At 38.4% G+C, this 15738-nt stretch carries 13 protein-coding genes; all 13 read left to right on the top strand.

The features are described 5' to 3' along the window. Positions 1 to 3 precede the first annotated feature (3 nt). The 13 genes from ade (at position 4) to ACFYKT_RS00980 (ending at position 15659) form a co-directional block, all read left to right on the top strand. Positions 4 to 1812, top strand: coding sequence for an adenine deaminase (ade, locus tag ACFYKT_RS01040; RefSeq protein WP_389214173.1), 1809 nt, complete (start codon positions 4 to 6; stop codon positions 1810 to 1812). A gap of 135 nt (positions 1813 to 1947) precedes the next feature. Then, on the top strand, positions 1948 to 2631 hold the full coding sequence (locus ACFYKT_RS01035; protein ID WP_389214170.1) for a cyclase family protein: 684 nt from the start codon (positions 1948 to 1950) through the stop codon (positions 2629 to 2631). Between the two features lie 139 nt (positions 2632 to 2770). Further along, a complete protein-coding gene (locus tag ACFYKT_RS01030; RefSeq protein ID WP_389214168.1) occupies positions 2771 to 3385 on the top strand; it encodes a DUF1989 domain-containing protein in 615 nt (204 codons plus the stop codon). A gap of 66 nt (positions 3386 to 3451) precedes the next feature. Continuing rightward, positions 3452 to 4789, top strand: coding sequence for a 5'-deoxyadenosine deaminase (locus tag ACFYKT_RS01025; RefSeq protein ID WP_389214165.1), 1338 nt, complete (start codon positions 3452 to 3454; stop codon positions 4787 to 4789). Between the two features lie 106 nt (positions 4790 to 4895). Further along, complete coding sequence (locus ACFYKT_RS01020; protein WP_389214162.1) at positions 4896 to 5309, top strand: CoA-binding protein; 414 nt, start codon at positions 4896 to 4898, stop codon at positions 5307 to 5309. A gap of 376 nt (positions 5310 to 5685) precedes the next feature. Then, the gene (gene parE / locus ACFYKT_RS01015) at positions 5686 to 7662 is read left to right on the top strand and encodes a DNA topoisomerase IV subunit B (protein ID WP_389214160.1); all 1977 of its coding nucleotides are present in this window, start codon (positions 5686 to 5688) and stop codon (positions 7660 to 7662) included. Continuing rightward, positions 7662 to 10109, top strand: coding sequence for a DNA topoisomerase IV subunit A (parC, locus tag ACFYKT_RS01010; RefSeq protein ID WP_389214157.1), 2448 nt, complete (start codon positions 7662 to 7664; stop codon positions 10107 to 10109). Before parE ends, parC begins: the two co-directional genes overlap by 1 nt. A 152-nt stretch (positions 10110 to 10261) precedes the next feature. Beyond that, on the top strand, positions 10262 to 11689 hold the full coding sequence (locus ACFYKT_RS01005) for an alanine/glycine:cation symporter family protein (RefSeq protein WP_389214154.1): 1428 nt from the start codon (positions 10262 to 10264) through the stop codon (positions 11687 to 11689). A gap of 126 nt (positions 11690 to 11815) precedes the next feature. Beyond that, complete coding sequence (locus tag ACFYKT_RS01000; RefSeq protein ID WP_389214152.1) at positions 11816 to 12583, top strand: hypothetical protein; 768 nt, start codon at positions 11816 to 11818, stop codon at positions 12581 to 12583. Positions 12584 to 12648: 65 nt separating this feature from the next. Continuing rightward, the gene (locus ACFYKT_RS00995; protein ID WP_389214149.1) at positions 12649 to 13128 is read left to right on the top strand and encodes a staygreen family protein; all 480 of its coding nucleotides are present in this window, start codon (positions 12649 to 12651) and stop codon (positions 13126 to 13128) included. Positions 13129 to 13238: 110 nt separating this feature from the next. Then, positions 13239 to 13373 carry a hypothetical protein gene (locus ACFYKT_RS00990; protein ID WP_389214146.1) on the top strand — a complete coding sequence of 45 codons (135 nt, stop codon included), beginning with the start codon at positions 13239 to 13241 and terminating at the stop codon, positions 13371 to 13373. 244 nt (positions 13374 to 13617) lie between these two features. Beyond that, positions 13618 to 14820, top strand: a complete 1203-nt coding sequence (locus ACFYKT_RS00985) for a macrolide family glycosyltransferase (protein WP_389214143.1) — start codon at positions 13618 to 13620, stop codon at positions 14818 to 14820. Positions 14821 to 14909: 89 nt separating this feature from the next. Then, positions 14910 to 15659 carry an SAM-dependent methyltransferase gene (locus tag ACFYKT_RS00980; RefSeq protein WP_389214140.1) on the top strand — a complete coding sequence of 250 codons (750 nt, stop codon included), beginning with the start codon at positions 14910 to 14912 and terminating at the stop codon, positions 15657 to 15659. Positions 15660 to 15738 lie beyond the last annotated feature (79 nt).

Raw genomic sequence — 15738 nt, 5'->3', positions numbered from 1 at the left:
CTTGTGGACGCACTGAAAGTAAAAGAAGCATTGCAGCATCGAAAATTAATTGATGTTTTATTGAATCCCAATCTACATGCAGACCTCGTACTAAAAGGAGGCTACTTCATCAATGTTGTGACTCGTGAAATTTATGAAGCGGATGTGGCCATTAAAGGAGAATATATTCTAATGGTCGGGGATGTCAAAGATTTGATTGGACCGCGAACAACGGTTGAGGATATACGCGGGAAATTCATCAGTCCTGGGTTTATTGATTCACATATGCATTTTGAAAGCGCGATGCTCACATGCACGGAGTTTTCGAAATTATCGATTCCAACTGGAACAACTACACTAATTGGGGATCCGCATGAAATTGGAAATGTGCTAGGTGTAGCTGGTATGAAGGCAATGATTGAGGAAGCAAAAACACTGCCGAACCGGATTCTTTTTACCGTTCCTTGTGCTGTGCCAGATGCACCTGGTCTTGAAACATCAGGGTTTGATGTGACTGCTAAAGATATGAAGGATTTACTCGCTGATCCTTATGTTCAAGGAATTGGAGAAATTCAGAGTTTTAGTAATATCAAACCTGTTTATGAACATGCACCTGAGCTCATCGATGATCTTGTTGCTGCAGTTTCTTATGCTAAAGCAATCGGAAAAACAGTCGAAGGAAATGCACCTGGCCTGTTTGGCAGTGAGCTGGCAGCACATATCATTAGTGGAGGAACACATGTATCTTGCCATGAAACGACTACGAAAGAAGAAACAGTGGAAAAACTCCGCTATGGTGTGAGTGTATTTATGAGAGAAGGGTCTTCACAGCGTAATATGGCGGAATGTATTCGCGCGATTACAGAAGAGGGATTGGATTCAAGACGGGCCATTGTTGTATCAGATGATATGGTGCCAGCGGATCTTCTGAAATACGGCCATATGAATGACATTATTCGTCGGACAATTGCAGAAGGCATTGATCCCGTTGAAGCGATCCAGATGGCAACGATAAATCCTGCCACTCACTTTGGATTTAAAGATGTCGGTTTGCTCGCCCCTGGAAAAAGAGCGGATATTGCTGTAATCAGTGATCTAATGAAGATGACGATTGACCAAGTATATCTAGCAGGAAAAAAGGCGGCAGATAAAGGTGAATTAACACTGGAAATTGCCTCTTATATTTATCCGGAAAGTGTAAAAAAATCGGTGAAGCGAAAGCCAGTAACGAAGGATGATCTTACGCTAAAAGCAGTAGGAAGCCGTGCAAGAGTTCGTGCGATAGAAGCTATCCCATTTCAAAACCTTACTGGAGGCAGCGAATTCACTTTGAATGTAAAGGATGGCTTCATCCAACCTTGCCTGAAGCAGGATGTATTGCCGTTACTTGTTATTGAACGTCATGGCAGAACAGGGAAAATCGGCAAGACATTTCTCCATGGATTTGACTTAAAGAGCGGAGCGATTGCCGAAAGTGTGGCCCATGATACACATAATATTATTGTCACAGGGACGAATTACGAGGATATGGTGACTGCTGTCAATCGTGTCATTGCTATGGACGGCGGCATCGCAATGATTAAAGATAGCAAGGTTGTAGGCGACTTGCCACTACGTATTGGCGGATTAATGACAGATGAATTAACAGGTAAAGAAATGAGCGAGAAAGTGGAAGAATTATCAAGGCTTGCGAAAGTGGAGCTTGGCTGTGGAATGGAAGTACCCTTCATGCATCTTTCGTTCTGGTCGCTTGTCACTAGTCCGAAGTGGAAAATTACTGATATGGGATTGATTGATGTCGATAAATTTGAGGTCATTTCAACAATTGTGTAAACGGAACGATGACTATTTGCCGTTATCAAGCAATATCATTGAGTGATCGAGCACTCTTTACTACTTATCGAGCAACTTTCTGTTTATATCGAGCACTTTTTGTCTTTCAAAAAAAGTGAATGAGAGGAGAATTTCATGGGATTCAAACTAGTAGACTTAACACAGGAAATCTATCATGGGATGCCTGTATTTCCCCTTCATCCAACAACAATGATTTTCCCCAACATTACCCATGAGGAAACAGAGAAAAAAATTGGTTTTCCCTTTGCAACAAATAATCTAATCATCAATGAACATGGTCCAACCCATAGTGATGCTACATATGAATATGACCCAAATGGGAAATACATCGATGAAATGCCGCTTGAGTATTTTTATGGGCCAGCTGTTTGCTTGGATCTTTCACATGTCTCTCCAGATCGGTCAATCACGATCCAAGATCTTGAAGCAGCTTTAGATCACTCGAGACAATTTTTAGAAAAGGGAGATATTGTTCTTCTTTATACAGGACACTATAACCGCTCATATGGCACGGATGAATGGCTAACAACCTACACTGGCCTAGATTATTTAGCCGCAAAATGGCTAGCAAATAAAGGGGTAGTTAATATCGGGATTGACGCACCGGCGATTGATCACCCGGATGACCCAAATTATTCAGGACATCTTGTGTGCAGAGAATACGGGATCACTAACACAGAGAATCTATGTAATCTTGATCAGGTTGCAGGCATGCGTTTTCTTTATTTTGGTCTGCCCCTACGGATCCGTAAAGGAACAGGCTCACCTATTAGAGCTGTTGCTGTATTTATTGAATAGGTTTAACGATATGTATAGAATATGGCGATTTGCAAATAAAATGGGATTTTTGCAAAAAAACAGAACTTATTGCAAATATAACGTTATTTTCGCATAAATATTTAGTTTTTCACAAATTAAATAAAAATCAGGTGATTAAATGTTCAATAGAGATCTAATTCGAGAAGAAATCATTATTCCGCCATATGAAGGTAGAAGTACTTTTTTACGAAAAGGCGAAGAACTTCTTATCATTGATATGGAAGGAAAACAGGTGGGTGACTTTGTCTGCTTTAATCATTCTGATCCTAGTGAATATGTCTCTCCTGTGCATATGAGGGCATCGTTAAGCAGCATCCGGCTAAAAATTGGTGATTTTCTTTATAGCAACAGAAGGCGGCCGCTTATGAAGCTTGTTGAAGATACAGTAGGAAAGCATGATTTCTTCTTTCCAGCCTGTGATTATTATCGCTATAAAATAGATTTTGATCAAGAGGATCATCCGAATTGCCATGATAATCTGCAAGCTGCTTTGAAGAAATACCATATTAATCCCCCTGTCATGCCGGATCCTATTAACCTATTTATGAATAATGTTGTAGATGATCTTGGTGATTATGTAATAACAGAACCCCTCTCAAAACCTGGTGATTATGTCAGACTGAAGGCGTTGGACGATGTTGTGATTGCGTGTTCAACCTGTTCACAAGATCTTGCTCCTGTAAATGGATGGAAGGTCACTTCATTAAAAATGCAAATTGTCGAGTCAACATAAATCAATAGTATGCTTATCTGTTAAATAATCTGTAATCAAAAGCGGTCCAATGCTAGGAGGGGGCTAATGAACAGCATCTTAATTAAAAATGCAGAGATCATTACGATGAATGATCAGGAAGAGATTCTTAATGGGGATATTTATATTGTTGATGACCGGATCGTCGAAATTGGAAAAAATCTTCCCCATACCGCATCAAAAATAATTGATGCAACTGGCCGTACAGTGATCCCAGGTTTCATCCAGACACATATCCATCTTTGTCAAACGTTATTCCGCGGACAAGCAGATGATCTTGAACTCATGGATTGGCTGAAGAAAAAAATATGGCCCCTTGAAGCCTCACATGACGAAGAGTCGATTTATTATTCAGCTATGCTTGGAATTGGCGAGCTATTGCAAAGCGGAACGACAACAGTTGTAGATATGGAAACGGTCCATCACACAGATTTTGCATTTAAAGCTCTTTCAGAAAGTGGAATTCGTGCACTAGCTGGGAAGGTGATGATGGATAAAGGTGATGAGGTTCCTTTCCTTTTAAGAGAAAAAACAAAAGATTCACTTCAAGAAAGTGTTGATTTGCTAGAGAAATGGCATAATCATGATAGTGGCCGTATCCATTATGCCTTTTGTCCCCGATTTGTCGTTTCGTGTACGGAGGAGCTATTAACAAATGTAAGGGATCTTTCTGCTAAATATCATGTAAGAGTCCATACGCATGCATCAGAAAATGCTAGTGAGATTTTGCTTGTTGAAAAAGAACATGGTATGCGCAATGTTGTCTATTTAGATAGCATAGGTTTAGCAAACGAACGCTTGATTCTTGCCCATTGTGTATGGCTTGATGAAGAAGAGAAGAGAATTATTAAGGAGCGGGGTGTGAAGGTGAGCCACTGCCCTGGCTCCAATCTAAAGCTTGCTTCAGGTGTTGCTGAAGTTCCATCTCTTTTAGATCAGCATGCACATGTAAGTCTTGGGGCGGATGGTGCCCCATGCAATAATAATTTGGATATGTTTAATGAGATGAGGCTTGCTGCTATTATCCAGAAGCCAGTCCATGGACCGACAGCGATGAATGCGCGAACCATCTTCCGAATGGCAACGATTGGCGGAGCTAAGGCGGTTGGACTGGAGAGTGAGATTGGCAGTATTGAACCAGGCAAAAAAGCAGATCTCGCCATTTTAAATTTAAATGATTTCCATGTATACCCTTCGTATGACATCGATCCGATTTCCCGAATTGTTTATTCTGCCACCCGAGCCGATGTGGAAACAACGATCGTAAATGGCAAGATTTTGATGGAAAATAGAAGCATGAAGACGATGGATAAATCCATCATTCTAAAAGAATCCAATCATGCCATTAAACGTCTAGTGAAAAGACTTGAAAAGTTGGTTTATTAATCATTTCAAAACCTCTTCTTAAATTTTTTGCCTAAAGATTAGAAAGTATGCCATTCTTTCGGTAAAATATAGTTAGGGTTGAAAAATATGAGGAGGTTTTGTATAAATGACTATTGAAATTCCAAGCCGTGAAGAGCTCGGTGTCATCTTAAAAAAGGCAAAACGTATCGCAGTCGTTGGACTTAGCGGCAATCCTGAAAGAACATCGTATATGGTTTCAAAAGCAATGCAGGATGCGGGCTATGAGATTATCCCTGTGAATCCAACCATTGATGAAGTGCTGGGTGTTAAAGCTGTGAAGTCTTTAAAAGACATTGAGGGGAAAATTGACATTGTCAATGTATTCCGCCGTTCAGAACATCTGTACGCAGTGGCTGAAGAGTTTGCAGAAATAGACGCTGAGATCTTTTGGGCACAATTAGGATGCATTGATGAAGAAGCGTATCATTTCTTAAAAGAAAAAGGTTATACAGTCGTCATGGATCGCTGCATAAAGGTAGAACACGCATTAACAAAATAATAAAAAAGTGCATGAGATCCGCAGGCGATCTCATGTTTTTTTATTATCTTTCAAAAACGTTGTGGGCAAAGGCCTTGGCAGCTCCATTCATTTTGCCAAATGATCAATAAAAAGGGGAACTCATTTGCCAAAAACGAATAAATAGATACAATAAAGCATAGACGACTTTATGAAGTATGATAAAATAATCGAAGGAACATCTGTTCTAGTGTTTGTTTTTCCTTCTAAAAATAAAGGATATTATTCTTTTTTAGACGAATAGATTAATCAAATGGTTAATTATAAACATGGAATGAAATTTGTGTTTCTTACAAAACTATTTTCAAATACTAAATAGGTGTTATATGCTTGTGCAATAGTTGAAAGGGGTATGTTTGTGGCAAGAAATCAAGAAGTTTTTGATTATAATGATGATGCCATACAGGTACTTGAAGGGCTTGAGGCAGTTAGAAAACGTCCGGGAATGTACATTGGAAGCACAGATGCAAGAGGTCTTCACCATCTTGTTTATGAAATTGTCGACAATGCGGTTGATGAAGCATTGGCGGGTTTCGGGGATCATATCATTGTCAAAATACATAAAGATAATTCAATAAGTGTAGTAGATAAGGGCAGAGGAATGCCAACTGGAATGCATCGAATGGGTAAACCAACTCCCGAAGTTATCTTAACCGTGCTTCATGCTGGTGGAAAATTCGGTCAAGGCGGGTATAAAACAAGTGGAGGTCTTCATGGAGTAGGTGCCTCTGTTGTAAATGCCCTTTCAGAATGGCTAGTCGTTAAGATTAAGCGGGATGGATATATATATGAGCAGCGGTTTGAAAATGGAGGAAAGCCGGTTACAACACTTGAGAAGATCGGAAAGACCAATCAATCAGGAACAACAGTCCATTTCAAACCAGACTCTTCTATTTTTTCCACAACTATATATAACTATGAAACATTATGTGAACGTTTGCGTGAATCAGCGTTTCTCTTAAAAGGAATGAAAATTGAAATCTTGGATGACCGAAATGGGAGCCAAGAGATTTTTCATTATGAAAATGGAATTGAAGCATTTGTTGAATATTTAAATGAAGAAAAAGATGTCCTTCACCCTGTAGTTAGTTTCGAAGGTCAGCATAATGAAATTGAAGTGGACTTTGCTTTCCAATTCAATGATGGCTATTCAGAAAATGTCCTATCCTTTGTGAATAATGTCCGAACAAAAGATGGCGGTACTCATGAAGCAGGCTCGAAAACGGCAATGACACGTATTTTTAATGAGTATGCCAGAAAGATTAATCTTTTGAAGGAAAAAGATAAAAACCTTGATGGATCCGATATTCGTGAAGGATTTACTGCTATTGTTTCAGTAAGGGTTCCGGAAGATCAGCTTCAATTTGAAGGGCAGACAAAAGGAAAGCTTGGAACGAGTGAAGCCCGCTCAGCAGTGGATTCGGTTGTTTCTGAGCACTTATCCTATTTCCTTGAAGAAAACCCTAATACGGGTGCCTTATTGATCAAAAAGGCTATCAAAGCATATCAAGCAAGGGAAGCAGCTCGTAAAGCACGCGAGGATGCTAGAAGTGGGAAAAAGAGAAAGCGTTCAGATGCGGTCCTTTCTGGTAAATTAACACCTGCTCAGTCTCGTAATCCTCAGAAAAATGAACTGTATTTAGTAGAGGGAGACTCTGCTGGCGGGTCAGCCAAACAAGGTAGAGATCGCCGATTCCAAGCTGTTCTTCCACTGCGAGGAAAAGTAATTAATACGGAGAAGGCAAAGCTTGCTGATATTTTCAAGAATGAAGAGATCAATACGATTATCCATGCTGTCGGGGGTGGAGTCGGAACAGATTTTAATCTTGAAGATATTAATTATGATAAGGTCATCATCATGACAGATGCTGATACAGACGGAGCACATATACAAGTTCTCCTTCTGACCTTCTTCTATCGTTATATGAAGCCTCTGCTTGATGCGGGAAAAGTTTTCATTGCACTTCCTCCTCTATATAAAGTAAGCAGAGGAACTGGAAAAAAAGAAGTGATCGAATATGCCTGGAGTGATGATGATCTTCAGGATACAATCAAAAAAGTCGGCAAAGGCTATATTTTGCAGCGTTATAAAGGTCTTGGTGAAATGAATGCAGACCAACTCTGGGATACAACGATGGATCCGGATACAAGAACCCTAATTAGAGTGCGCATTGATGATGCTGCAAGAGCAGAACGCCGTGTGACAACCCTTATGGGTGATAAGGTAGAGCCGCGTCGAAAGTGGATTGAAAGCAATGTAGCATTTGGACTTGAAGAAGCTGGAAGCATTCTTGAAAATGAAAATATTTCCGTGTTAGAGGAGGAGATTGAATAATGAGTGCAACAGAAAAATTTCGTGATCTCCCTCTTGAAGACGTACTAGGCGATAGATTTGGCCGATATAGCAAATACATTATACAAGAACGAGCATTACCAGATGCTCGTGATGGATTAAAACCCGTGCAGCGCCGAATTCTTTATGCGATGCATGTTGAAGGAAATACGCATGATAAAGGATTTAGGAAATCAGCAAAAACAGTCGGAAATGTAATAGGTAACTATCATCCACATGGAGATACTTCTGTCTACGATGCGATGGTGCGTATGAGCCAGGACTGGAAGGTTCGGAACCTCCTTGTTCAAATGCATGGTAATAACGGAAGCATCGACGGGGATCCGCCCGCTGCGATGCGTTATACAGAAGCAAGACTTTCTGCCATTTCTTCTGAATTGCTGAAGGATATCGAGAAAAGAACAGTTGATTTGGTTCCTAACTTTGATGATACTTCTGAAGAGCCAACTGTCCTGCCAGCCATGTATCCGAACCTTTTAGTTAACGGTTCAACGGGTATATCTGCGGGATATGCTACGGAAATCCCTCCCCATCATTTGACTGAAGTAATAGATGGGGCTATTTATCGAATGGACAATCCGAATTGTTCGGTAGATGATCTGATGCAGTATGTGAAAGGACCTGACTTTCCAACTGGTGGGATTATTCAAGGTGTAGAGGGGATAAAGAAGGCATATGAAACGGGCAAAGGAAAGATTATTGTCCGCGGAAAAGCAGAGTTCGAAGATATTCGTGGTGGAAAAAAGCAAATTGCTATTACAGAAATTCCATATGAAGTGAATAAAGCTAATCTTGTGAAGAAAATAGATGAATTCCGCTTTGACCGGAAAGTGGAAGGGATTGCTGAAGTTCGTGATGAAACAGATCGCACGGGCTTACGCATTGTTATTGAATTGAAAAAAGATGCAGATCCAGAAGGCATTCTACATTATCTTTATAAAAATAGTGATTTACAAGTTACTTATAATTTTAATATGGTTGCTATTTATAATAGACATCCGAAACTAATGGGGCTAAGGGAACTGCTGGATGCTTATATTGGGCATCGGAAAGAAGTTGTGACAAGAAGATCTGAATTTGAACTTGAAAAGGCAAAGGCAAGGCAGCATATCGTTGAAGGCTTAATGAAGGCCCTCTCTATTCTTGATGAAGTAATTGCTACCATTCGAGCATCCAAGGATAAGCGGGATGCTAAGGACAATTTAATTGCCAAATTTGCTTTCACAGAACCACAGGCAGAGGCTATTGTGTCATTGCAGCTTTACCGTTTAACGAATACGGATATTACCGCTTTACGTGCGGAAGCAGAAGAATTAGCTAAAAAAATTGCCGAACTGATGGCAATTCTAGAAAGTGAAAAGAAGCTTCATTCTGTTATCCAAAAAGAACTGAAAGATGTGAAGAAGCGGTATGTGGATGAGCGTAGAACAAGGATTGAAGAAGAGATTGAAGAAATAAAAATCAATCTAGAAGTGCTTGTTGCTAGTGAGGACGTAATTGTAACTGTGACAAAGGAAGGCTATGTGAAACGGACAAGTCCCCGCTCATATGCTGCTTCAAATGGTCAGGATTTCGGTATGAAGGATTCAGATCGTTTGCTTGCACAGTTAGAAATGAATACGACAGATGTTCTACTCGTATTCACGAACAAAGGAAATTATTTATATTGTCCTGTTCACACTCTTCCAGATATTCGCTGGAAGGATCTTGGCCAGCACATTGCCAATATTATTCCTATCGATCAGGAAGAGACAATCATCAAGGCAATTCCAATTAAAGAATTTAATTCAGAGTCATTTCTCGTATTTATCACAAAGTACGGAATGGTTAAGAAAACAGAGCTGCAATTTTATCAAGCTCAACGATATTCTAAACCGTTAGTTGCCATCAATGTAAAAGGCGATGACGAAGTAGTCGATGTTCATGTGACAGACGGATCTAAGGAACTGTTTTTATCGACATATAATGGTTATGCCCTTTGGTTCCATGAAGAAGAGGTAAATATCGTTGGTACAAGAGCGGCTGGGGTTAAGGGAATTAATTTAAAAGATGGCGACTTTGTTGTAGGGGGTCAACTGATCGATCAATCACAACAGCAATCTGTTGTTATCATTACCCAACGTGGTTCAATTAAAAAAATGAAATTGACTGAGTTTGAACGAACCTCAAGAGCAAAGCGCGGTGTTGTGATGCTGAGGGAATTGAAATCCAATCCTCATCGTGTCATTGGATCAGTTATTGTATCGGGTAAGGATAATGTTTTTATTGAAACGGATAAAGGCCATATTGAATCAACGAAAGCAGCTGCTATTAGATTTAACGATCGGTATTCAAATGGTTCATTCATTATTGATGAATCAGAATATGGTCAAGTGGCAGATGTTTGGAAAGTTAATGTATTAGACGAAGAGAATTCTTCAGATGAATAAATGTAATCCCCTACTTCATGGTGGGGGATTTTATTTTTTATATAAAAAAAATTCAACTTGTCTATTAATTATTATTTTGATAGATTAGACAAAGTAATATTATTTTGAAATAGAAAAATACCTATCTAGATTAACACCAAGGGAGGAAAAGCATGGAATTGTTAGAAACAGTTATTGGCTTTTTGAATGACATGATCTGGACTTATATTTTAATTGCTGGATTAATTATTTTTGGTCTTTACTTTAGTTTTAGAAGTAAGTTTGTTCAATTGCGCTATTTTGGGGAAATGTTCCGTATATTGGGTGACAAGTCAATGGTCTCCGCTGATGGAAAAAGAGGAATATCCTCTTTCCAGGCTTTTTGTATAAGTGCAGCCTCAAGAGTAGGAACAGGAAATATTGCTGGGGTTGCAACAGCGATCGCAACGGGTGGCCCAGGGGCTGTATTTTGGATGTGGCTAATTGCCTTTTTAGGCGCTGCATCAAGCTTTGTTGAAAGCACCCTTGCACAAATTTATAAAGTAAAGGATAAGGATGGTTTCCGCGGCGGTCCTGCTTATTATATGGAAAAAGGGCTAAAAAAGCGTTGGATGGGGATTGTTTTTGCAATTATTATTACATTCTGTTTTGGTCTTGTGTTTAACTCGGTCCAATCAAATACAATTTCTTTAGCCTTTAATGAAGCATTTGGGACAAGTCGTTTAACGATGGGAATCATTCTTGCTGTATTAACGGCAATTATCATTTTTGGCGGCGTTAAACGTATTGCCAATGTCTCACAAGTGGTTGTGCCAATCATGGCTGTTATTTACTTATTTGTAGCTATCGCAGTAGTTATCATGAATATCTCTGAAATTCCAGATCTAATTGTTATGATTGTTAAAGGTGCATTTGGATTGGACGAGGTTTTAGGCGGTACGATTGGTGCTGCAATTATGATGGGTGTTAAACGTGGCCTGTTCTCGAATGAAGCCGGAATGGGGAGTGCACCGAATGCAGCTGCAACTGCTGCTGTTAGTCACCCGGTCAAACAAGGTTTAATTCAAACACTTGGTGTATTCGTTGATACGATTCTTATTTGTTCAGCAACAGCCTTTATTATTCTTCTATATGGAGACTTTTCAACGTCAGATTTAACAGGAATTCAATTAACACAAGCTGCGTTGAGTTCTCATATTGGTTCATGGGCACCAATTTTTGTTGCTGTAGCTATTTTCTTATTCGCATTTACGTCAGTAATAGGGAACTATTATTATGGGGAAACGAATATTGAATTTATAAAAAACAGCCCTACAGCACTATTTTTATATCGTATTGCTGTAGTTGGAATGGTAATTTTCGGTGCGGTTGTTGATTTAGCAATTGTTTGGAATCTTGCCGATTTATTTATGGGAATTATGGCATTAATCAATCTAGTTGCCATTGTTATGCTGGGAAAAGTCGCCTTTGCTGCATTAAAAGATTACAAAGCTCAGCGTAAAGAAGGAAAGGATCCTGTTTTCTATGCTGACTCCATACCTGGATTAGATGGAATTGAATGCTGGAAAAAAAAGGAAGAAGCCTTGAAAGATAAAGCATAATAGTTAATGAAAAGCCTCCTGGTTCTTGAGAAGCAGGGGGCTTTTTCCGTTTAATGCCCTTATATTCCTACATTATTTTTCCAAAAGTGGACATAATAAAATAAGAATGCAAGGGAGGTATATTGATTGAAAAAAGAAATGATTTTTGCATTAGCAGCGCTGTTCTTTATGTCACTTTCAATTACTGGTGTTTATGCAGGAGAAGATAAAACGAAATGGATAACCGTTTCTAAGGAAAATTGGGATATAACCGGGGATGGGAAAGACGATGTTATCGAAATTAAAGGTATTCCATACGAGGAAGGACAGCAATTTTTAAAAGAAATTAAACTTCATATTGCTGCCTCTAATGGAAAAGCATATGAAACTGAATTTGAAGGCGGTTTAAATCCACATGTTCAATTTGTAGATTTAAACCATGATGGTGTGAAGGACGTGTATGTAAGCGTAGAAACAGGCGGCAGTGGTGGAATTACGAATCATTATTTGTATACTTTAAAGGGTTTTCAGTTTACAGATTTAACCGTTCCTGATCCGCTTGTTATTAATGGGCAATTTCATAATGGTTATAAAGCTTCGATCACGATACAGGAAACAGGGAGATCAGTTACCTTTGATTTAAGGAATAGAGGCGAGGACTATGAAAAAAGTGGGCTTTTTATAAATGGGAAACTAAGCGAACCTACAGAGCTAATGGTAGATGCCTATTCCGTTTTAAAGCCTGTAATTCTAGATGGAAAAAAGAATGGATTAGTGGGGATTCAAGCAATTAGTGGTGCTTTTCATGCTGATTGGATTGCAAATGTGGAATCAACATGGATCTATGAAAACGGGAAATGGATCTTAAAGGATACAAAAATTATGGATGGAAAAAGAAAGAAAAATAGGCATTAATCACGTTTTTGATGTGATCTTCATAAACTATTGAAAATGAAGTTAGAAAAAGGGGGTCACATTGAATGAGTAATTGGGATCCGATGAGAATCACTGTCCTGTATTTGCCTCCAGCAACTGAATTTCGACCAGTAGATCGAAGAAAATATACTTGGACTCAATCGAAAACAACAGGCGAATCATTTTTATCCATTGGTTATGATTATGACTTCAATGCCATACAAGTGGAATACCGTGATGAGGTACTTGCTGAATGGATACCGCAAATGGGCCAATACGTACTTAGTGGAAAAATCTTTATTAGTGATGAATCATTTGACGAGAAATATGCTAAAATTCGCTTCATGATATTCCAACGTGAGGCAAGACAGGCTTTAGCAGCAATGATCTATGGCGATCGAACATTTTTCTCTAATTATCCTTGGCTTTTAGACTCACCGATTTATATTCATTTTCAATCGAATTATCATGAATTTAATAAAATTATTTATTATGAAACCCCTCGGCAATACTTGAATGAGGCCATTCAGCCCATTGTATTATAAGTCCTTAAGTTAAACACAGGAATAAACACCTGTGTTTTTTTGAAGGAGAAAAATAATAGTATAAAGTAAGTAATTAAAAACAAGCTAATAACAAAGGGAGTGATTAACTATTGCATAAGAAAAATAATAAAACATTTAAACTGAGCTATGAGTCTGATGGGAAAATGGGTAAGAGTAAGAAAGAAACAAATTTGAAAAAGGCTTCTGAAGAAATCTTTTTCAATAACACACAAAATAGCGAATGAAGCAGGCACAATCTGTGTCTGTTTTTTTGTAAGGAAATATTTTAATGTTGAGTTGGCTTTACTTATTTACGATAATAATATTATGTAAACAAAATGCATACTGTTTCTTGCAACTAATTGATGTATGTTTATTAATTTGTATATAATTGCACTATGAATTAAGTAGTTGAAATTACTATTGAATATATTACCTTATATATATTTGGAGTTAAGGTGATTATTATAGCTTGGGAGTGTAATGAAAATGGCGCGTGTTTTATTTATTAATCCTGGATCAGAAGGACATATCAATCCAACGATTGGAGTTGTGCAAGAGCTTATATCACGTGGTGAAGAGGTAGTGTACTTTACGATTGAAGCTTTTCGAGAGCGAATAGAGGAGACCGGAGCTACTGTACGAACAGTGGACAGCCAAAAGTTTATAAAAGCCTTTATCTCAGGTGGAAGAAATTATTTACTTGAAAGAATTAACGGTCTTTTACTTACAACAGATATTGTCATACCTAGCGTGCTTGAACAGATTGAAGGAGAAGATTTCGATTACATCATCCATGATTCTATGTTTGGTTGCGGACATTTACTTGCTCAAATCCTTAAGCTTCCGGCAATCAATTCTTGTACTACCTTTGCAGAGACAAAGGAATCATTTGATAATATGCTAGAACAGCTTTCTAAAAACATTCCTACAGAAGTAGTTAAAGAATTAAATGATGAATATCAAAGGCTGACTGCAATGGTGAAGGAAAAGTATAATGTTGAGATCTATTCCCCTTACGAAATTTTTTGCAACCCTGCACCACTGACAATCATTTATACGACTAGGGAATTTCAGCCGCATGGAGAAGAATTTGACGCAGCTTATAAATTTGTAGGTCCATCTATCACTTCACGATTTACGGATGAAAGCTTCGATCTTACAGCAATCAAGGGAAAAAGTCTAATTTACATTTCACTAGGAACAGTCGTGAATCAAGCACTTGATTTTTATAAGCTTTGTATTAAGGCATTTGGGAACACTGATCATACTGTTGTCATGTCGATTGGGGGAAAAACGCAAATATCTGATTTGGGGGAGATTCCTAAAAACTTTATAGTGAAAAATTATGTTCCACAAACCGAAGTGCTGAAGTACACGAAATTATTTATTACACATGGAGGAATGAACAGTACGAATGAAGGTCTCTATTACGGGGTCCCACTCATTGTAATCCCACAAAGCGCGGATCAGCCGGTCATAGCTGAACAAGTTGCTAACATTGGGGCAGGTATTAAATTACATATGCAAAACTTAACAGCCGATCAACTACTTGAAACTGCTGAACAAGTGTTAAATCGCCCAGTTTTCCATACCGCTGTTAATAATATTAAGGAATCCTTTCGGGAATCGGGAGGATATCACAAAGCTGTTGATGAGATATTTAACTTTAAAAGTAAACGTGATTTTTAAATAAAAAATTTTTCAGCTGCTGTTTTTTGGGGAAAACCAAGAGGGTTCATAGATTAATAGCTGAAAAAAACGATTGAGGAGATGTTTAATTGGATAGAAATAAATTTTCGGCGATTGCCCATCGTAATCATGCTTTTAGTAACCCGATTAGTGAGTCAAAAATGATGAAAATGATTGAAATGGTGTCATTGAATTCACAAGATAAGGTTATTGATATTGGTTCTGGAACATGTGAATTAATCATTCGTCTTATAGAAAAATATCATGTATCTGCAACAGGAATAGAGTTGTATGAAGGAGCAATTAAAGAAGCAAAGAGAAATGCTGACTGCCGAATTCCTAATGACAATATAGAATTTATCGTAGATGATGCTAGTACCGCAGTCGGTAAATGTAAAAAAGAAGAATATGAACTTGGTATGTGTATTGGTTCAACACATGCATTAGGTGGGTTGGAATCAACATTACAGACTCTGAAACGGTTAGTTAAGAAAAATGGATATATTCTCATTGGTGAAGGTTATTGGAAACAGCCACCTAGTAAGGAGTATTTAATGGCTCTTGGAGGAGCCAATGAGTCGGATTTAAAAACCCATGCTGAGAATGTAAAGATTGGCGAGGACTTGGGGTTAATTCCTCTGTGGTCGTATGTTTCCAGTGATGATGACTGGGATGATTATGAATGGCTTTATTCCTCTTCAATTGAAAATTATTGTCATGACAATCCTAATGATCCAGATCGGGAGGCAATGCTTAAACGAATTCGGTCATGGAGAACAACTTACTTGAAGTGGGGGAGAGATACATTAGGGTTTGGATTGTATTTGTTTAGGGCTTAAAATACATATTCAGATAGTCCAATTAAGTAATAAGAATAGTACAAAAAAGCGCTATAGGTTTTTTAATCCTATTGCGTTT

Source organism: Cytobacillus mangrovibacter (assembly GCF_042865275.1).
In the GTDB taxonomy this organism is placed as follows: Bacteria; Bacillota; Bacilli; order Bacillales; family Cytobacillaceae; genus Cytobacillus; species Cytobacillus mangrovibacter.
Note: the sequence above shows the minus strand (reverse complement) of the source record. Positions and strands in the feature narration are given on the sequence as shown.